Here is an 18,645-nt window from a genome sequence, read left to right on the forward strand (position 1 = left end):
CCATGGGTCGATCCGGCCTGCCCGGAGCGGTCACGGGACCAGCCCGTCGGGTGGGCCTAGGCGCCCCCGGCGGCCTCGGGCTCGCGGGCCCTCGCCGGAAGCGGCGACCCCGTCTCGAGCAGCGTCTTGAGCGAGTCGATGATCCACACCCAGCCGTCCCGGACGTTGTCGGCCGTGAGCGGGCTCTGCTCGAGAGCGCTGTGGGTCAGCCGGAGGTGGGTCAGGCGGTCGCCCACCGCCGTGAGCTCCCACGTCACCCGGCTCGGTGGCTCGGCGGCGAGGTCGTCGTCGTAGACAGGGTGCCACGTGTGGACGAGCCGGTGGGGCGGGGTGACCTCCTCGACGATGCCGTCGATCGCGACGCGTCCGTCCGGGAGGCTCGTGTGGAACGGCTCACCGGCGACCGGCGGGGACTCCCAGTGGGTGGCGTGGAAGTACTGACGGGTCGCCTCGGGGTCGGTGAGGGCCCGCCACACCTCCTCGACCTCGGCGCGGATGTGGATCTGGTAGACGTGTTGGGCGGTCATGGTTGCTTCCTGTCGGACGGTGTCTCGTGCAGGCTCTCCGCGGCGGCCCTGACGTCGAGCATGGCGCGGGTGAACGGTTGCGCGTACTTGCCGACCCATCGGTCGGCGATCTGCGCGATGGGGACGGGGTTGAGGTGGTGGTGCTTCTCGCGGCCGACCCGTTCGGTGCTCACGAGGTCGGCGTCGGCCAGGACGGCCAGGTGCTTCATCACCGCAAACCTCGTGACGTCGGGGAAGAGGGCGACGAGCTCGCCGACGGTCTGCCCGTCGGTCTCGAAGAGCGCGTCGAGCAGCGCGCGCCGGGTCGGGTCGGCCAGCGCACGGAAGACGGTCTGTTCTGCGTCCACGGACCCATTGTGTGACCAAAAGGTCACATGCTCAAGAGGGGCTGACGACGCTCCGGTATGCCGTGAGGACCGCCTCTGCGCTCCGGCTCACCTCGAGCTCGTCGGTCTCGGTGCCGATGACCGAGAAGCGCATGGCCTCGCGCCCGCGCCACGACGAGCCGCCGACGAAGCAGACGCCGTCGTGCCGGATGCGGGCGATGGTCTCGCGGGTCACGTGGTCGCCCTCGGTGTCGCCGCGGTCCGCGCCGAAGCGGACGAGCACCTGGTTGAGGCAGACGTCGTTGAGCACCTCGATGCCCGGCTCGGGGCGCAGCCGGTCGGCGACGACCCGGGCGCAGGTGCAGTGCCGGTCGACCATCTCCTCGATGCCGTCGCGCCCCAACGTGCGGATCATGGCCCAGGTGGCGAAGCCGCGGGCGCGGCGGGACAGCTCGGGGACGAAGTGCGAGGGATCCCGGTCGCCAGCCTCCGACGTCGGGAGGTAGCTCGCCGCGATCGTCATGGCGCGCTGGTGCGACTCGCGGTCGCGGACGACGACGTAGCCGCAGTCGTACGGCGTCTGCAGCCACTTGTGACCGTCGACGGCCCACGAGTCCGCGGCGTCGACACCGTCGGTGAGGGACCTGGTGCGTCGCGATGCGCGGGCCCACAGGCCGAAGGCGCCGTCGACGTGAACCCACGCCCCGGCCTCGTGGGCCGCGGGCACGAGGGTGGCGAAGTCGTCGAAGGCGCCGGTGTTGAGCTGTCCCGCCTGGAGGACGGCGATGGCCGGCCCGTCGACGCCGGACAGTGCCTCGAGCGCGCTCTCGGTGACGATTCGCCCCTGCTCGTCCACGGCGAGCCGGACGACGCGGTCGCGACCGAGGCCGAGGAGCTGCAGCGCGGCATACGCGGTCGCGTGCGCCTCGGCGCCGATGAGCACCGTCACGGGTGGGGCGCCGAACAGCCCGTCGGCCTCGACGTCCCAGCCGACGTCACGCAGCACCCCGCTGCGGGCGGCGGCGAGCGCGGTGAAGTTCGCCATCGTCGCGCCGGTGACGAACCCGAGCGACGCCTCGCGGGGCAGGTCGAGCAGCTCGAGCAGCCAGCCGGCGGCCACCGTCTCGGCGGCCGACGCCGCCGGCGAGGCCTCGTGGTTGCCGGCGTTCTGGCCCCAGGCGCTCGTGAGCCAGTCGGCGGCGACGCCGGCGGGGTGGGAGCCCCCGATGACCCAGCCGAAGAAGCGTGGGCCCGTCGGGGTCATCAGGCCCGGGTCGGCGAGGCGCACGAGGTCGCCGAGCACCGCTTCGGGGTCGGAGCCGGTCTCGGGTAGGGGAGCGGAGAAACCGCGCAGTGAGGCGGCGTAGTCGTCCTGGGGTGCGGCGGCCCGGTCGCGCACGTCGTGGCGGAACGCGATGGCCGCCTCGCACGCCCGGCGCCAGAGCGGTGCGATGTCCTCGGGACGGGTCCTCGCCATGCCTCCTGAGCATCCTCCGGCGGTGGCGGGTCCGCCACCGGTTCGGTGAGGGCGGTTCGGTGGGGGTGGGGCGCGTCAGCGGTCGGGCGCCGACGGGCGTGACGGGTCAGGGGGTGGAGCGTGCGCGGTAGGCCGCGGTCTTGGTCCGGTTCTGGCACGAGGTGGAGCAGAAGCGCCGGCTGCCGTTGCGGGAGGTGTCGAGGTAGACGACGTCGCAGCGTTCGGCCTCGCAGGTCCCGAGCCGTCCGGCCCAGCTGCTGCCGAGCGCGAGGGCGAGCCCGGTCGCGCACCCCGCGGCCCAGCCGACCGCGAGGCTGTCGTCGGCGCCGTGGAAGTGGACCTGCCACGCGCCATCGCGCTGGTCGAGCTGAGGCCGGGCCCCGGTGGCGAGCAGCATCGGGTTGAGGAGTGATGCGGCTGTGTCGAGGTCGTCGGCGGCCGCTGCCTCGAAGACCTGCCGCAGGTCATGGGCGCGCGACACGAGGAGCTCGGCGTCGGCCCGGGTCACGCGCGGGACGCGTCCGCCGTCACGTGCGAGCGCGGCCGCCGTGGCCGCGATCCGGTCCTCCGACGTCGTGGGCGGGACGTGCTCCACGCCGCGGGCGTAGTCGCCGGTGTGGGCGTTGACGAGCCGCGCCGCGACGTCGACCAGCGCCACCAAGTGACTGTCGAAGTCCACTTGACCAGTCACCTCCGTCCCTTTAGGTTGGCGTGGTCGGCGTGACCGACAAAGTCTGATTGACCAGTGACAGGAGCCTAGCGCACATGACCCCGCAGCAGACCACGGTCGGGCCGCAGGGCCACCGCGCACGACGATCCGCACGCCGCCCCCTGCCCCGGACCGTCCACGTCCTCGTGGCGGCGCGGGCGGTCAACCGGCTCGGCGCGTTCACCCTGCCGTTCCTCGCGGTGACGCTCGTCGAGCAGCTGGGCGCCTCGGTGACCGTCGCCGGGTGGGTGCTCGCCGGCTTCGGGCTGGCGACGATCCCGTCACGCCTCCTCGGCGGACGCCTCAGCGACCGGTTCGGGGCCAGGGCCACGATCACCCTGGGGCTGTGCGGGACCGCCGTGGCCCAGCTCGGCGTCGCCGCGTCCTCCTCCCTGGGGCAGGCGGTGGTCGCCGCGGTCGTCCTGGGTCTCGTCTTCGAGGTCTACGAGCCCGCGAGCCAGTCCCTCGTCGCCGACGTCACGCCGGCCGACCAGCGTCCCGCTGCCTACGGCCTGCTCGCCGCGGCGATGGCAGCGGCAGGCATGGGCGCCGGACTGGTCGCGGCCGCGCTGGCGCGGGTCGACCTGCGCTGGCTCTTCGTCGTGGACGCGCTGACCTGCCTGGCGTGCGCCGCCGTCGTCCTCGCCCTGCTGCCGGGGCGGTCACTCGCGCCGGTGCCGAACCCTCGGGGCAGCACGCGGGGGAGGAGCCCCTGGCGCGACCCACGGCTGCTCGCGATGCTCGGCGCCGGGACGGCCTTCGCCGTGACCTATCTGCAGATCACCATCGCCCTGCCGCTGACCCTCAGCTCTCGCGGGCTCGAGCCGGCCCTCCTCGGGCTGCTCCTCACCGTGTCGGCGGCCACTCTCACAGCCGGACAGCCGCTGCTGCGGCGCACGGTGCTCGGGCGTGACCCCTTCGTGGCGATGGCGGTGGGGTACGCGATCCTCGGCGCAGGCCTGCTCGCCAACGGTTTCGCGACCACGACCTGGTCCTTCGTCGCGGCGACGGTCGTGTGGAGCATCGGCGACCTGCTGCTCCTCGGGCACGCGTGGTCGCTCGTCGCCGCCCTCGCGCCCGACGGCTCACGGGGCCGCTACCTCGCGGCCCACGGCCTGAGCTGGGGCATCGCCGCAGTGGGCGCCCCCCTCGTCGGCACCCAGCTGCTCGAGCGCTTCGGGCCGACGACGACGTGGGTCGCCATCGCGGCAGTGGCCGCAGCCCTCTCGCTGCTCCAGCCATGGTTGCGGGTGACGTTCCGGCGCCTCGAAGCGGCTCCTTCCGGGTGAGCCCGAACCGCCCGACCCCCTCGCGGGGAAGGATCGCCGCCCAGACCTAGGATCGCCGGGTGAGCTCGTTGGTGATCCGTCAGGCCCGTGTCGTCCCCGTCGGGGGAGTGGCCGCCCCCACAGGTCCGGTGGACCTCCGGATCGTCGGCGACCGGGTCGTCGAGGTGGCCCCGACGCTGCGACCACACGCCGACGACGAGGTCCTCGACGCCGAAGGGCGCTGGCTGTTGCCGGGCCTCTGGGACCAACACGTCCACCTCGGCCAGTGGGCCGCCAACTCCTCACGGCTCGACCTGTCGTCGACCACGAGCCCTGACGAGGCCACGCGGCTCGTCGCGGCCGAGGTCGGGGCCCGCGCCGGGGGAGCGCCCGGCACCGTCGTCCAGGGGTTCGGCCACCGCACCGCCGGCTGGGAGCGCCAGCCGACCGTCGCCGAGCTCGACGCGGTGAGCGGCGACCTCCCCGTCGTCCTCATCAGCGGCGACGCCCACCACGGCTGGCTCAACTCCGCAGCCCTCCGCCTTCTCGACGTGCCACCGCGCGAGGGCGTCGTCGAGGAGAACGACTGGTTCCCCGTCTTCGCCCGCCTCGACGAGGTGACGCAGACTGCGGAGAGCAAGCGGACGGCATACGCCAAGGTCCTCGACACGGCCGTGCGGCGAGGTGTCGTGGGCATCCGCGAGATGGAGTGGGCCGACAACGCGACCGAGTGGGCCGAGCGGTCGAACTCCGGTCTCGACGTGCTCCGCGTCCGGACCGCGACGTATGCCGTCGGGCTGGCCGAGACGATCGCCGCCGGCCGCCGCAGCGGTGACGTCCTCGACGAGGCCGGGCTCGTGACGATGGGGCCGCTCAAGATCATCAGCGATGGCTCGCTCAACACGCGTACGGCCTTCTGCCACGACCCCTACGTCGGCTCCGACGAGCTCGAGCACCCACGGGGCAGGCCCAACAACTCACCCGAGGAGCTCGCCGAGCTGCTCGCCACGGCGACCGCCCACGGGCTCGACGTCGCCGTCCACGCCATCGGCGACGCTGCTGTGGGGATCGCGCTCGATGCCTTCTCCCGCACCGGTGCCCGTGGCTCGATCGAGCACGCACAGCTCGTCGCGACGGACGACGTGGAGCGCATGGCGCGGCTCGGCGTCGTCGCCAGCGTCCAGCCGGCCCACCTGCTCGACGACCGGGACGTCACGCACCAGTGCTGGCCCGACCGCGCCGACCGGTGCTTCCCGCTGCGCTCGATGCTCGATGCCGGCGTGCGCCTGGCGATGGGCTCCGACGCACCCGTCGCGCCGCTCGACCCGTGGGAGGCCATGGCCGCCGCCGTGCACCGCACCGGCGACGAGCGCGAGGAGTGGAACGGCGCCGAGGCACTCACGGTGGAGCAGGCGCTCGCCGGCAGCGTCGACGGCGCCACGACGGTGGGGGTGGGCAGCCTCGCCGACCTCGTGCTCCTCGACGGCGACCCCCTGGCCGGCCCAGACCGGGGTCCGGACGCCGCGGCACGGCTGCGTTCGGCTCGGGTCGACTGCACGATCGTGGGTGGCCGGATGCCCGGGTCCCCGCGCGCTGGCCGGTGACGCGATCCGGACGCCCGATGCGGTCGTCGGCCGATTAGGGGGGCGGGGAGCCCCGCTGCTAGCCTTGTCCCGCCGTGAGAATCGGCCGCGGATCCATAGAGCCCCGGTGAACCAGCCCGGGAGCGCCGCGCAACCGTACGAGAAGGAGTCAGTCGCCCATGCCTTTGGACGCAGACGTCAAGCAGAAGATCATGTCCGAGTACGCCACGACCGAGGGCGACACCGGCTCCCCCGAGGTCCAGATCGCGCTCCTCACCCAGCGCATCCTCGACCTCACCGAGCACAGCCGTGAGCACAAGCACGACCACCACAGCCGTCGTGGCCTGCTGCTCCTCGTCGGCCGCCGCCGTCGCCTGCTCCGCTACCTCGAGAGCATCGACATCGAGCGCTACCGCTCGCTGATCAAGCGCCTCGGCCTGCGTCGCTGACGCCCCCGATTTCCGTCGGAGCGGCTCTCCACTCCTGGAGGGCCGCTCTTTCGGATGTGTAGGACCACAACTTCACAGCGACACCAGCACCCAGCACCACCAGAAGACCGCCCGTGCACAACGACGATGCACGAGGTTCGTTGGACTGACAGAAAAGGAGGACCCATGGAGGGTCCTGAGATCACTTTCGCCGAAGCCACCATCGACAACGGCTCGTTCGGCACCCGCACCGTCCGGTTCGAGACCGGGCGCCTGGCCAAGCAGGCCGGCGGCGCAGTCGCCGCATACCTGGACGAGGACACGATGCTCCTGTCCACCACCACTGCCGGGAAGTCCCCTCGCGAGGGTTTCGACTTCTTTCCCCTGACGGTCGACGTCGAAGAGCGCATGTATGCCGCGGGCAAGATCCCCGGTTCGTTCTTCCGTCGTGAGGGCCGCCCGTCCACCGAGGCGATCCTCACCTGCCGTCTCATCGACCGCCCGCTGCGCCCGACCTTCACGAAGGGTCTGCGCAACGAGGTCCAGGTCGTCATCTCGGTCCTGGCGCTCAACCCCGACGCGCAGTACGACGTGCTCGCGATCAACGCCGCGTCCGCCTCGACGCAGATCTCCGGTCTGCCGTTCTCGGGCCCGATCGGCGCCACGCGCCTGTCGCTCATCGACGGCCAGTGGGTCGCGTTCCCGCAGTTCTCCGACATCGAGCGCTCGACCTTCGACATGGTCGTCGCCGGCCGTGTCGCGGGAGACGACGTCGCGATCATGATGGTCGAGGCCGAGGCCACCGACAACACCTGGAACCTCGTCAAGAACGAGGGCAAGACGGCCCCCACCGAGGAGATCGTCGCCGAGGGCCTCGAGGCCTCCAAGAAGTTCATCAAGGTGCTGTGCGAGGCACAGGCCGAGCTCGCCGCCAAGGCTGCCAAGCCGATCCAGGAGTTCCCGATCTTCCTCGACTACGAGGACGACGCCTACGCCGCCGTCGAGTCGCACGTCACGGCCGACGCCGCCGCTGCGCTGCAGATCGCGGGCAAGCAGGAGCGCGAGGACCGTCTCGACGAGATCAAGGACTCCATGAAGGAGGCCCTCGCGGGTCAGTTCGAGGGTCGCGAGAAGGAGCTGTCTGCCGCCTACCGGTCCGTGCAGAAGAAGCTCATCCGTGAGCGCATCATCAAGGACAAGGTCCGCATCGACGGCCGTGGCCTCGCCGACATCCGCGCGCTCAGCGCCGAGGTCGAGGTCCTGCCGCGCGTGCACGGCTCGGCGATCTTCGAGCGCGGCGAGACCCAGATCATGGGTGTCACCACGCTCAACATGCTCCGCATGGAGCAGCAGCTCGACACGCTGTCGCCGGTGACGCGCAAGCGCTACATGCACAACTACAACTTCCCGCCCTACTCGACCGGTGAGACCGGTCGCGTCGGTTCGCCGAAGCGTCGCGAGATCGGCCACGGAGCGCTCGCCGAGCGTGCGCTCATGCCGGTCCTGCCGACCCGCGAGGAGTTCCCCTACGCGATCCGCCAGGTGTCCGAGGCTCTCGGCTCCAACGGCTCGACGTCCATGGGCTCGGTCTGCGCCTCGACCCTGTCGCTGCTCAACGCCGGTGTGCCGCTGCGCGCCCCGGTCGCGGGCATCGCGATGGGCCTCGTCACCGCCGAGGTCGACGGTGAGACGCAGTACGCCGCGCTCACCGACATCCTCGGTGCCGAGGACGCGTTCGGCGACATGGACTTCAAGGTCGCCGGCACCCGCGAGTTCGTCACGGCCATCCAGCTCGACACCAAGCTCGACGGCATCCCCGCCGACGTGCTCGGTGGCGCGCTCACGCAGGCCCGCGAGGCCCGCCTCCACATCCTCGACGTCATGAACGAGGCCATCGACGCGCCCGACGAGATGAGCCCCTTCGCTCCTCGCGTCATCGCGGTGACGGTCCCCGTCGACAAGATCGGTGAGGTCATCGGCCCGAAGGGCAAGATGATCAACCAGATCCAGGACGACACCGGCGCCCAGATCTCCATCGAGGACGACGGCACGATCTACATCGGTGCGACCGACGGCCCCTCGGCCGAGGCTGCGCGTGCGGCGATCAACGCGATCGCCAACCCGCAGATGCCCGAGATCGGCGAGCGCTTCCTGGGCACCGTCGTCAAGACGACGACCTTCGGCGCGTTCATCTCCCTGCTTCCCGGCAAGGACGGTCTGCTCCACATCTCCGAGGTGCGCAAGCTCGTCGGTGGCAAGCGGATCGACGCCGTCGAGGACGTCCTCGCGGTGGGCCAGAAGGTCCAGGTCGAGCTCAAGGAGATCGACCCGCGCGGCAAGCTCTCGCTGGCCGCCGTCCTCGCCGAGGGTGAGGGTGACGCGCAGGCTCCGGCCTCCGACGACGCCCCCGCCGAGGACGCGGACGTCGACTCCGACGAGTCCGGCGACTCGGGCGACGACGCGACCGACTCCACCGAGGGTGGCGAGGAGCGTGGCGAGCGTCGCCAGCGCAGCCGCCGTCGCGGTGGCCGTGGTCGTGGCCAGCGCTCGGACGCGGGAGACGCCTCCGGCGACGAGTGAGTCCACGTCCTCCGGGACACGTGACGGGGCGGCACACCTTCATGGTGTGTCGCCCCGTCGGCGTTCCGGCGTCCGGTGGCGAGCCCTATGCGCCACCCTCGAGCGGGATCCCGGCGGAGTCGGCACCCAGCACGCTGAGCCCACCTTTCGCGTCGAGCAGGGCGACGACGGTCAGACCGTTCCGGAGGCGGATCTGGGTGGCGTACTCGCTCGACTGCCCCGTCGCCTCGAGGTAGCTGTCGTGCAACCGACGTGTGTCGAAGTACTCGCCCGGTGGGGCATCGTGAACGGTCTCGGCCACGAGGTCGAGGAGGGCGAGGGCGCCACCGTCCTCGACGGCCACAGCGTGGATGGATCCCCGAGGAGCCAGCTGGTCCTTCTGGGGAGACCAGAGGCGGTACTCGGTGCGCCCCGCGGCAGGTGTCGCGAGGGCCTTGGCCTCGGCGGCGAGGTCACCCGTCACCCAAGGGCCCTTCCCGGCGTTGAGCTGCGTCACGAGCTCGTCGGCGCGGGCCGCGAGGGTGGTTCTCGCCGCGGGCAGCAGCGTCGCGGCGCGCCCCGCACCGCGAGCCCCTGGGAGGGTGGCGCCCCGGTGTGTCGCTGTCGATGCCATGAGCCACGGGCTGCCCTCGTCCTGTTGGGTCAGGGCAGCGACGACGGAGGTGACGCGCCCACCGGTCGTCCGGTCGAGGTCGAGGATGGCGAGGCGTGGAAAGGACTCGTGGGCGGGCGCGAAGACCGTTCGCACGGTGTGAGCGGACGTCGTCGTCCTCCTGTTGCCCTCCACCTTGCGGACGGCAGTGTCGAGCCGGTTGCGGGCATACAGGATTCCCGTGTCAGCCTTCGACCACGGCACGGGATCGAACGCCCTCACCGATGCGGTGAGGGCGGCGTTGCGCCTGCTGTCGTAGTCATCGACCACGGTCTCCGCCTGCTGAGCGGTCATCGTCGCCTCGGCCCGGGTGTCGGCAGGCTTCTCCGACGTGGACCCCACACCTGCGCAGGCGGTGAGGGCAGACATGAGCGTGACGACCAGGGCTGCGGCCGAGATGGTCCTGAGCCGGCTGACGAGGTGCGGACGCTGACCGGTGCGTCGTCCTGGGCGCGGCACGGCATGCATCGTCACGAGAACCTCCATGGTTGCGGGGTCCCCCTGAACCCCTGTCCGATGGAGTGTGTCAGTTTGCCGCCAGTGCCGCGTCGCGTCATCCACAGGCTCGACCGCCGCCCGCGCGTGCACTCCCGAGAAACGCGAAGGACCCGCCCACGTGGGGCGGGTCCATCGCTGTTCGGGTCTCAGGCGGTGCGGCGCACGCGCTGGACGACTGCCGGTGCGCTCCAGCGCATCTCCATCCGGGTGCGACCGTCGACGGTCACCGGCACCCAGCGCATCGTCAGGCAGGCCGGACCCGTGGCGGTCGTGGCGACCTTCTTCATGGGTGTCTCCCTCCGCAGGCCTGATGGTGACGGACGCCCCCGGCGTCGTTCACCTTGTGTTCACCCCATGGTAGCCCAAAGGTGAACAGAAGGTGAACGAGACCCGCCGACCCGACCACGACACACCCCAACGTCCCGCCTCACCCATCGCAGCCCACGCCTTCAGGACCCCGACCCACCGGTGGCTAGAGTTCAGGCGTGAGCAACACCAAGGTCTCGGTCATCGGTGCATCCGGTCGCATGGGCTCGGAGGTGTGCCGAGCGGTGGAGGCCGCCGACGGCCTCGAGCTCGTCGGGCGGTTCGACGTCGGTGACGACCTCGGCGACCTGGCCGGGGCCGAGGTCGCCGTCGAGTTCTCGGTCCCGCACGCCTCCGCCGACAACGTCGCGCACTGCGTCGACCGCGGCGTCCACGTCGTCGTCGGCACGACCGGCTGGGACGACGCGAAGCTCGCCGACCTGCGCACCCGGCTCGCCGACCACCCCGAGGTCGGGGTGCTCGTCGCCCCCAACTTCGCGATCGGTGCCGTCCTCATGATGGCGTTCGCGAGCAAGGCCGCCGAGTTCTACGAGTCGGCCGAGGTCATCGAGCTGCACCACCCCGACAAGGTCGACGCGCCTTCGGGCACGGCCGCCCGCACCGCGGAGCTCATCGGTGCCGCGCGCGAGCAGGCGGGCCTCGCCGACGTGCCCGACGCGACCACGCACGACCCGGACGGGGCACGCGGAGCGCGAGCGCACGGCATACCGGTGCACTCCGTCCGCCTCCGTGGCCTCGTCGCGCACCAGGAGGTCCTCTTCGGGCAGACCGGCGAGATGCTCACCATCCGGCACGACTCGTTCGACCGCGTGTCGTTCATGCCCGGCGTCGTCGCCGCCGTCCGCAAGGTGGGGGAGCACCCCGGCCTCACGGTCGGGCTCGAGCACTACCTCGGGATCTAGGCCCAGCCGAGGGCGCGCAGGCCGGCTGCCACGGCGGCCGCCCCGATGACGACGACGAGGAAGTTCGCGCGCAGCAGGAGCAGCACGACGGCCGCACCCACGGCGGCCAGTCGCGCGTCGACGTGGAGCGAACCACCGTCGCCGCCGAACGTCTGGATCGCCACGAGCCCGGACAACAGGGCCACGGGCAGCAGGGTGAGCACCCGGCTGCGCTTCGGGCCCTCGACCCACGACTCGGGCACGAGGTAGCCCGCGAGCTTCGTCGCGTAGGCCAGCCCGGAGGCGAGGAGCACGACGGTCCACGTGGTCATGACTCGTCCACCTCGGACCGGCGCTCGTGCCGGCCGCCACCCGAGAGCCCGACGACGACCGCGGCCACGACGGTGAGGATCACGGGCACCCCGACCGGGAGTACCGGGGAGGTCAGCAACGCGATCGTGACGGCCAGCACCATCGTCGCGGCGGCATCGCGGCTGCGCAGCCGTGGCCACAGCAGTGCGGTGAACGCGGCCGCGGCAGCCGCGTCGAGGCCCCACTGCTCCGGGTCGCCGAGGGCGTTGCCGACCAAGGCGCCGAGCAACGTCATGAGGTTCCAGCACACGAACACCGCGACGCCCGTGACGAAGAAGCCGAGCTTGCCGGCCCGCCGGTCCTCGCGACCGACCGCGACCGCCGTCGACTCGTCGATGGTGAGGTGCGCTGCCCACAGCCGCCGCAGGCCGCCGACGTCGAGGATGCGGGAGGTCTGGAGGGCGTAGAGCCCGTTGCGCACGCCGAGCAGGGTCGAGGTCGCGACGGCCGCGGACCCGGTGCCACCGGCGCCGAGGATGCCGACGAGCGCGAACTGCGAGCCCCCGCTGAAGAGCAGCACCGACAGCGCCATCGTCTGCAGGATGCTCAGCCCGGACGCGACTCCGAGCGCGCCGAAGCTGATGCCGTACGCGCCCGTCGCCAGGCCGATCGACAGCGAATGCCGCACGACCGCCCTGCGCGTGTGGTGCTCCAAGGGTGCGTATGCCGTGCCGTCACCTGCCGCTGCCCCCGCGCCCTCGGCGGCCGCGTCGCTCACCCCGGCTCGTCCGTCGCGAGCGAGGCGACGAGGCGGACCTCCCGCAGGGTGGAGCCGTCGGGGGAGACGACGCGGTCGCGCCAGGCACCGTCGGGGCCGAGCCCGGAGTCGACGAGGAAGGCGCGGGTGGCCTCGTCGTCGGCGAGGACCCAGATCGCGACGTCCTCGGCGCCGGCGCCGCGCAGCGTGTCGACGCAGGCGTTGAGCAGGCGGGACCCGTGGCCGAGGCGGCGGGCTCCGGGGTGAACCCCGATCGCGGTGACCTCGCCGAGCGCCGGCCCGGCGTCGGCGTCCTGGCTCGGGCCGATCGCGGCAAAGCCGACGACCTGCTCGCCGGCGCGGGCGACGAGGAGGCGGTGCACGCCCTCCGGGGGGTTCTCGAGCGACTGGCGCCACGCCTTCGCGAAGGCCGGGGCCTCGAAGACCGCGACGACCTCGTCAGGGACGCGGCCGGCATACGCCTGGGTCCAGACCGCGGCCTGGACGACTCCGACGGCCGGGGCGTCGGTCGGCTTCGCGACGCGGACGCTCGCGTCGGCGACGGGCCCGGGCTCGTGGGAGTGGTCGTGGCTCATCGGCCCTGGAACTCCGGGGTGCGTCGTTCACGGAAGGCCGAGCGACCCTCGCTGAGGTCGTCGCTCGACCAGGCGGTCGCGAAGGCGGCCTCGTAGCGGGCGACCTCGGAGTGGTCGCCGCCGTGCGTGTCGAAGCCGAGCTTGGACCCGGCCTGGGTCAGTGGTGCGAGGTCGACGGCCCGGCGGGCGAGCTCGAGGGCGGCGTCGAGGTCGCCGCGGACCTGGGTGAAGCCGAGCCGCCATGCGTCGTCGGAGGTGAGGACGGCGCCGGTGAGGACCATGTGCCGTGCCGCGCCCTCGCCCCAGAAGCGGGTGACCCGCTCGAGCGTCCAGTGGTTGACCATGAGGCCGAGCTTGGCGACGGGCAGGGCGAATGCCGCGCCGTCGGCGACGACCCGGAGGTCGCAGGCCACGGCGAGCTGCATGCCCAGGCCCATGCAGGAGCCCGAGACCGCCGCGACGGTCGTGATCGGGGCCTGCGACAGCCGCGCGAGAACCTCGGCGAGGCGGTCGGTGAAGCTGACGTCCTCGAGCTCGGTGAGGTCCGCGCCCGCGCAGAAGTGGCCCTCGGAACCGGTGATGACGAGCGCACGGGACTCGGCGACAGCGGTGGCGATGGCGGCGTCGAGCTCGTCGAGGGCGTCGTGGTTGAGCGCGTTGCGCCGCTCCGGACGGTCGAGGGTGAGCACGGTGACCCGGTCGGTGGTGCGTGAGGAAATCATCACGCGGTCGAGCCTAACGGGACGGCGTTTGTGAGGATGGAGGGCGTGTCCCTGCTGCGCCGTCCCTCGAAGCCGCACCCGACCTTCCGGCCGCTGGCCGTGGCCGAGGTGGACCCGGTGGCCGAGCACGCCGTCTCGATCGGGTTCGACGTGAGCGAGATGCCGGGCTTCCTGAACTACCGGGCGGGCCAGTACGTCACGCTGCGCGCGCTCGTCGGCGGCGAGGACGTACGCCAGTCCTACTCGATCTGGGTGCCTCCGAGCCGCGCCCGCCGCGAGGGCGTCATCCGGGTCGCCGCCGCCGCCGTGCAGGGCGGGCGCATGTCGCCCTGGCTCGCCAACGAGGTCGGGGTCGGCGAGGTCATGGGTGTGCTGCCCCCGCTCGGGGAGTTCGTCCTCGACGAGGCCGACGGCCCACGGCACCACGTCGGCATCGTCGGCGGGTCGGGCATCACGCCGGTGCTCGCGATCGCCGCCGCCGCGCTCGAGCAGCACCCCGAGTCGAGTGTCGACCTCGTCGTCGCCAACCGCACCCGCGACTCGACCGTGCTCGGGCGCGAGGTGGCCGAGCTCGCGGAGGCGTCCGGCGGCCGGCTGCGCGTGGAGCACGTGCTGAGCCGGGAGCGCGTCGACGGTGTGCGGCACGGGCGCATCGACCCGCTGGTCATCCGCAGCGTCCTCGCCGACGTGGGCGGGCTCGAGGGTGTCGACGACTGGTGGCTCTGCGGACCCGAGGGCCTCATCGCCGACGTCGAGGCGTGGCTCGGGGGAGAGGGCGTCGAGCCGGCCCACATCCACCGCGAGCGGTTCACCTCGACGGGTCCGGTCGACCCGCGCAAACCGACACCGTCCGGCGACTGAACGGCATACGCCCGCAGAACGGCGGACGCGGGCTGGGTCAGCGCTCGTAGGTCACCCAGGCGAACCCGTCGCGCTGCTCGCGCGAGGTCTCGCGCCACGTGGCGGGGTCGATCTCGGGGAAGCGCACGTCGCCCTCGGGCTCCTGGTCGACCTCGGTGATGAGCAGCCGCTGCGCGAAGGGCATCGCCTGCGCGTAGATCTCGCCACCGCCGGCGACGAACACCTCACCGACGGGGCCGGCGAGCCCGAGCGCGTCGTCGAGCGAGTGCACGGTCTCGACGTCGGCGTGCTGCCAGTCGGCCTGCCGCGTGATGACGATGGTGCGGCGCCCCGGCAGGGCGCGCCCGATCGAGTCGAACGTCTTGCGGCCCATGACCATCGCGTGCCCCATCGTCGTCCGCTTGAAGAACGCGAAGTCCTCGGGCAGGTGCCACGGCATGTCGTTGTCGGAGCCGATGACGCCGTTGCGCCCGACCGCTGCGATGAGGGTCACCTGGGTCATGGGGCTCACCCTAGGGGCGCGGGCGACCACGACGCGAGGGTATGCCGGCCGCGCACCGTGGGCGCGCGGCATGCGTCCGCCGTGGTTCAGACCGCGATCGGTGCCTTGATCGCCGGGTGCGGGTCGTAGCCGACGAGCTCGAAGTCGCCGAGGTCGTAGTCGTCGATGGCCGCCTTGCGCGTGATGTGCATCGTCGGGAGCGGGCGCGGCTCGCGGGTGAGCTGGAGGCGCGCCTGCTCGAGGTGGTTGGAGTAGAGGTGCGCGTCGCCGAGGGTGTGGACGAACTCGCCGGGCTCGAGGTCGGTGAGCTGGGCGACCATCATCGTGAGCAGGGCGTACGAGGCGATGTTGAACGGCACGCCGAGGAAGACGTCGGCCGAGCGCTGGTAGAGCTGGCAGGAGAGCCGCCCGTCGGCGACGTAGAACTGGAACATCGCGTGGCACGGAGGCAGCGCCATGTCGTCGACGTCGGCGACGTTCCACGCGCTGACGATGTGTCGGCGGCTGTCGGGGTTGGTGCGGATCGAGGCGATGACCTTGGCGATCTGGTCGACCTGGCGCCCGTCGGGGGTGGGCCAGGAGCGCCACTGGTGGCCGTAGACCGGGCCGAGGTCGCCGTGCTCGTCGGCCCACTCGTCCCAGATGGAGATGCCGCGCTCCTGGAGCCAGCGGACGTTGGTGTCGCCGCGCAGGAACCACAGCAGCTCGCCGATGATCGACTTGAGGTGCAGCTTCTTCGTCGTGACGACGGGGAAGCCCTCGGACAGGTCGAACCGCATCTGGTGGCCGAAGACCGAGCGCGTGCCGGTGCCGGTGCGGTCGGACTTCTCGACTCCCTCGTCGAGGATGCGGTCGAGGAGGTCGAGGTACTGGCGCATGGCGAGAGCGTAGCCGCGGGTGCCGACGCCGCCGCGGACGGCGCTCCGTGCGCAGCGACTACCCTGAGGGCCATGACGACGAACCCCTTCGGCCGGGTCATCACGGCCATGGTCACACCCATGCGCCCCGACGGATCCGTGGACGAGGCCGGGTTGCGCGCCGTGGTCGAGCACCTCATCGCCAGCGGGCACGACGGGATCGTCGTCAACGGCACGACGGGGGAGTCGGCCACCCTCACCGACGACGAGAGCATCGACGCGGTGCGCATCGCGGTCGAGGTCGCCGCGGGCCGGGTCGCGGTCACCGCCGGCGTCGGCTCGAACTCCACCGACCACAGCATCGAGATGGCCGCCCGCGCGGTCGAGGTCGGCGCCGATGCGCTCCTGCTCGTCTCGCCGTACTACAACAAGCCGACGCAGGCCGGTCTCGTCGCCCACTGCCGCGCGGTCGCGGACTCGACCGAGCTGCCGATCATGCTCTACGACATCCCCGGACGCACCGGTGTGGCCTTCAGCACCGAGACCCTCCTCGAGCTCGCGGCCCACCCGCGCATCCTCGCGGTGAAGGACGCCAAGGCCGACCTCTGGGCGTCGACGCACGTCATGGCGTCGACCGACCTGCTGTGGTTCAGCGGCGACGACGTCCTCACCCTCGCCCACCTCGCCCAGGGGGCGGTCGGCTGCGTCTCCGTCGTCGGTCACGTCGCCGGCCGTGAGTATGCCGCGATGCTTGCAGCCGTGGACGGGGGAGACCTCGCGACGGCCCGTGAGATCCACCGGCGCCTCGTCCCCGTCGTCGACGCCATCATGACGCCGTCGCAGGGAGCGATCATGGCCAAGGCCGCGCTCGCGGAGCTCGGTGTCATCGAGTCCGCCTTCGTGCGGCTCCCTCTCGTCGAGTCACCGCCAGAGCACCTCGAGGCGCTCCGCAAGGGCCTGTCGGAAGCAGGTCTGCGATGAGCCACCCGCACCCCGAGCTCTCGCTTCCCCGACCGCTCAAGGACGGTGGCGTCCGCGTCGTCGCCCTCGGCGGTCTCGGCGAGGTCGGCCGCAACATGGCGGTCATCGAGCACCAGGGGCAGCTGCTCGTCATCGACTGCGGTGTCCTCTTCCCCGACGACCACCACCCGGGCATCGACCTCATCCTCCCGGACTTCAGCTACATCAAGGACCGGCTCGACGACATCCAGGCGATCGTGCTCACCCACGGTCACGAGGACCACATCGGAGCCGTGCCCTTCCTCCTCCGCCTCAAGCCGGACATCCCGCTCGTCGGCTCGCAGCTCACGCTGGCCCTCATCGAGGCCAAGCTCAAGGAGCACCGGATCAAGCCGTACACGCTCTCCGTCAAGGAGGGCGACCGTGAGAGCCTCGGCGTCTTCGACTGCGAGTTCGTCGCCGTCAACCACTCGATCCCCGATGCGCTCGCGGTGTTCGTCCGGACCTCGGGCGGCACCTTGCTGCACACCGGCGACTTCAAGATGGACCAGCTGCCGCTCGACGGTCGCCTCACCGACCTGCGCGCGTTCGCCCGCCTCGGCGAGGAGGGGGTCGACCTCTTCCTCACCGACTCCACCAACGCCGAGGTCCCCGGCTTCACGACCCCCGAGAAGGACATCGCCCCGGCGATCGACCGCGTCTTCCGCGACGCCAAGCGGCGGATCATCGTCGCCTGCTTCTCCTCGCACGTGCACCGCGTCCAGCAGGTGCTCGACGCCGCCGAGAAGTCCGGGCGCAAGGTCGCCATGGTCGGTCGCTCGATGGTCCGCAACATGGGGATCGCCGCCGACCTCGGCTACCTCCACGTGCCCGACGGCATCCTCGTCGACTTCAAGAAGCTCGGCGACCTGCCCGACAACAAGGTCACGCTCATCTGCACCGGGTCGCAGGGCGAGCCGATGGCCGCGCTCTCCCGGATGGCCAACCGCGACCACCAGATCGAGGTCGGCAAGGGCGACACCGTGCTCATGGCCTCGTCGCTCATCCCCGGCAACGAGAACGCCGTCTATCGCGTCATCAACGGCCTCATGCGGCTCGGCGCCGACGTCGTCCACAAGGGCAACGCCAAGGTGCACGTCTCCGGCCACGCCAGCGCCGGCGAGCTCCTCTACTGCTACAACATCGTCAAGCCCCGCAACGTCATGCCGGTGCACGGTGAGTGGCGGCACCTGAGGGCCAACGCCGACCTCGCCCTCGCGACCGGCGTGCACCCCCGCGGCGTCGTCGTCGTCGAGGACGGTGTCGTCGTCGACCTCGTCAACGGCAAGGTCAAGGTCGCCGGGGCCGTCGAGTGCGGCTACGTCTACGTCGACGGCTCCTCCGTGGGCGAGGCCGACGAGACGCTGCTCAAGGACCGGCGCATCCTGCGTGACGAGGGCTTCGTCTCGGTCATCGTCGTCATGGACTCCTCGACCGGCAAGATCGTCGCCGGGCCCGAGATCACGGCCCGGGGCTTCGTCGAGGACGACGTGGTCTTCGACGACGTCATGCCGCAGCTGACGCGGGCCCTCGACGACGCCACCGCCCAGGGCGTCACCGACACCTACCAGCTCGAGCAGGTCATGCGCCGCACGGTCGGTGGCTGGGTCGGCCGCAAGATCCGCCGCCGCCCGATGATCATCCCCGTCGTCATCGAAGCCTGACGGCTTCGGTGACTCCGTGGGCCCGCCCGTCGTCATCGAAGCCTGACGGCTTCGGTGACTCCGTGGGCCAGCCCGTCGTCATCGGCGCAAACCCACCAGCCCCACCAGCCCCACCAATC

General features: G+C 71.7%; 20 protein-coding genes. 8 read left to right on the plus strand and 12 right to left on the minus strand.

What is annotated here, in order from left to right:
• Nucleotides 1–56: 56 nt before the first annotated feature.
• From ACSQ11_RS12255 to ACSQ11_RS12270, 4 genes are all read right to left on the minus strand, one after another.
• Nucleotides 57–527, minus strand: a complete 471-nt coding sequence (locus ACSQ11_RS12255) for an SRPBCC family protein (RefSeq protein ID WP_436005759.1) — start codon at nt 525–527, stop codon at nt 57–59.
• Complete coding sequence (locus tag ACSQ11_RS12260; RefSeq protein ID WP_436005761.1) at nt 524–874, minus strand: ArsR/SmtB family transcription factor; 351 nt, start codon at nt 872–874, stop codon at nt 524–526. Before ACSQ11_RS12260 ends, ACSQ11_RS12255 begins: the two co-directional genes overlap by 4 nt.
• Nucleotides 875–905: 31 nt before the next feature.
• Nucleotides 906–2,330: a pyridoxal phosphate-dependent decarboxylase family protein gene (locus tag ACSQ11_RS12265; protein WP_436005763.1), complete on the minus strand. Its 1,425-nt coding sequence runs from the start codon at nt 2,328–2,330 to the stop codon at nt 906–908.
• 106 nt (nt 2,331–2,436) lie between these two features.
• The gene (locus tag ACSQ11_RS12270) at nt 2,437–2,988 is read right to left on the minus strand and encodes a CGNR zinc finger domain-containing protein (RefSeq protein ID WP_436005765.1); all 552 of its coding nucleotides are present in this window, start codon (nt 2,986–2,988) and stop codon (nt 2,437–2,439) included.
• Nucleotides 2,989–3,095: 107 nt separating this feature from the next.
• On the opposite strand from ACSQ11_RS12270, the gene ACSQ11_RS12275 reads away from it, so the two are divergent.
• The 4 genes from ACSQ11_RS12275 to ACSQ11_RS12290 all read left to right on the plus strand — a co-directional run bounded on the left by ACSQ11_RS12275 (nt 3,096) and on the right by ACSQ11_RS12290 (nt 8,898).
• The gene (locus ACSQ11_RS12275; protein ID WP_436005767.1) at nt 3,096–4,328 is read left to right on the plus strand and encodes an MFS transporter; all 1,233 of its coding nucleotides are present in this window, start codon (nt 3,096–3,098) and stop codon (nt 4,326–4,328) included.
• Nucleotides 4,329–4,387: 59 nt separating this feature from the next.
• Nucleotides 4,388–5,911, plus strand: coding sequence for an amidohydrolase (locus ACSQ11_RS12280; protein WP_436005769.1), 1,524 nt, complete (start codon nt 4,388–4,390; stop codon nt 5,909–5,911).
• A 158-nt stretch (nt 5,912–6,069) separates the two neighbouring features.
• Complete coding sequence (gene rpsO / locus ACSQ11_RS12285; protein WP_147066313.1) at nt 6,070–6,339, plus strand: 30S ribosomal protein S15; 270 nt, start codon at nt 6,070–6,072, stop codon at nt 6,337–6,339.
• Between the two features lie 165 nt (nt 6,340–6,504).
• Nucleotides 6,505–8,898 (plus strand): polyribonucleotide nucleotidyltransferase, encoded by a 2,394-nt coding sequence (locus ACSQ11_RS12290; RefSeq protein WP_436005771.1) that lies wholly within the window; start codon nt 6,505–6,507, stop codon nt 8,896–8,898.
• A gap of 85 nt (nt 8,899–8,983) precedes the next feature.
• Here the strand turns inward: ACSQ11_RS12290 and ACSQ11_RS12295 are convergent, their stop codons facing one another.
• Together ACSQ11_RS12295 and ACSQ11_RS12300 are read right to left on the minus strand one after the other, a co-directional pair.
• Entirely contained in the window at nt 8,984–10,009 is a 1,026-nt protein-coding gene (locus ACSQ11_RS12295; RefSeq protein ID WP_436005773.1) for a hypothetical protein, read from the minus strand.
• A gap of 185 nt (nt 10,010–10,194) precedes the next feature.
• On the minus strand, nt 10,195–10,335 hold the full coding sequence (locus ACSQ11_RS12300) for a hypothetical protein (RefSeq protein WP_436005775.1): 141 nt from the start codon (nt 10,333–10,335) through the stop codon (nt 10,195–10,197).
• Between the two features lie 198 nt (nt 10,336–10,533).
• Between ACSQ11_RS12300 and dapB the strand changes: the two genes are divergently transcribed.
• On the plus strand, nt 10,534–11,277 hold the full coding sequence (gene dapB, locus ACSQ11_RS12305; protein WP_436005777.1) for a 4-hydroxy-tetrahydrodipicolinate reductase: 744 nt from the start codon (nt 10,534–10,536) through the stop codon (nt 11,275–11,277).
• Here dapB and ACSQ11_RS12310 read toward each other — a convergent pair.
• From ACSQ11_RS12310 to ACSQ11_RS12325, 4 genes are read right to left on the minus strand one after another with little or no spacing between them, the layout of a single operon-like run.
• On the minus strand, nt 11,274–11,588 hold the full coding sequence (locus ACSQ11_RS12310) for an AzlD domain-containing protein (RefSeq protein ID WP_436005779.1): 315 nt from the start codon (nt 11,586–11,588) through the stop codon (nt 11,274–11,276). The genes dapB and ACSQ11_RS12310 overlap by 4 nt on opposite strands.
• Nucleotides 11,585–12,346: an AzlC family ABC transporter permease gene (locus ACSQ11_RS12315; RefSeq protein ID WP_436005781.1), complete on the minus strand. Its 762-nt coding sequence runs from the start codon at nt 12,344–12,346 to the stop codon at nt 11,585–11,587. The genes ACSQ11_RS12310 and ACSQ11_RS12315 overlap by 4 nt, the downstream gene beginning before the upstream one ends.
• A complete protein-coding gene (locus ACSQ11_RS12320) occupies nt 12,343–12,921 on the minus strand; it encodes an N-acetyltransferase family protein (protein WP_436005783.1) in 579 nt (192 codons plus the stop codon). Before ACSQ11_RS12320 ends, ACSQ11_RS12315 begins: the two co-directional genes overlap by 4 nt.
• Nucleotides 12,918–13,643, minus strand: a complete 726-nt coding sequence (locus ACSQ11_RS12325; protein ID WP_436006772.1) for an enoyl-CoA hydratase-related protein — start codon at nt 13,641–13,643, stop codon at nt 12,918–12,920. Before ACSQ11_RS12325 ends, ACSQ11_RS12320 begins: the two co-directional genes overlap by 4 nt.
• A gap of 36 nt (nt 13,644–13,679) precedes the next feature.
• On the opposite strand from ACSQ11_RS12325, the gene ACSQ11_RS12330 reads away from it, so the two are divergent.
• Nucleotides 13,680–14,504 (plus strand): FAD-binding oxidoreductase, encoded by an 825-nt coding sequence (locus tag ACSQ11_RS12330; RefSeq protein WP_436005785.1) that lies wholly within the window; start codon nt 13,680–13,682, stop codon nt 14,502–14,504.
• Between the two features lie 37 nt (nt 14,505–14,541).
• On the opposite strand, the gene ACSQ11_RS12335 is transcribed toward ACSQ11_RS12330, so the two are convergent.
• Together ACSQ11_RS12335 and ACSQ11_RS12340 are read right to left on the minus strand one after the other, a co-directional pair.
• Entirely contained in the window at nt 14,542–15,006 is a 465-nt protein-coding gene (locus tag ACSQ11_RS12335; protein ID WP_436005787.1) for a dihydrofolate reductase, read from the minus strand.
• An 86-nt stretch (nt 15,007–15,092) separates the two neighbouring features.
• Nucleotides 15,093–15,884, minus strand: a complete 792-nt coding sequence (locus ACSQ11_RS12340; protein ID WP_436005789.1) for a thymidylate synthase — start codon at nt 15,882–15,884, stop codon at nt 15,093–15,095.
• A gap of 72 nt (nt 15,885–15,956) precedes the next feature.
• Between ACSQ11_RS12340 and dapA the strand changes: the two genes are divergently transcribed.
• Nucleotides 15,957–16,844, plus strand: coding sequence for a 4-hydroxy-tetrahydrodipicolinate synthase (gene dapA, locus ACSQ11_RS12345; protein ID WP_436005791.1), 888 nt, complete (start codon nt 15,957–15,959; stop codon nt 16,842–16,844).
• Complete coding sequence (locus tag ACSQ11_RS12350) at nt 16,841–18,526, plus strand: ribonuclease J (RefSeq protein WP_436005793.1); 1,686 nt, start codon at nt 16,841–16,843, stop codon at nt 18,524–18,526. The genes dapA and ACSQ11_RS12350 overlap by 4 nt, the downstream gene beginning before the upstream one ends.
• Nucleotides 18,527–18,645 lie beyond the last annotated feature (119 nt).

Origin of the sequence: Knoellia sp. LjRoot47, assembly GCF_964253435.1 — a bacterium.
Classification (GTDB): Bacteria; Actinomycetota; Actinomycetes; order Actinomycetales; family Dermatophilaceae; genus Knoellia.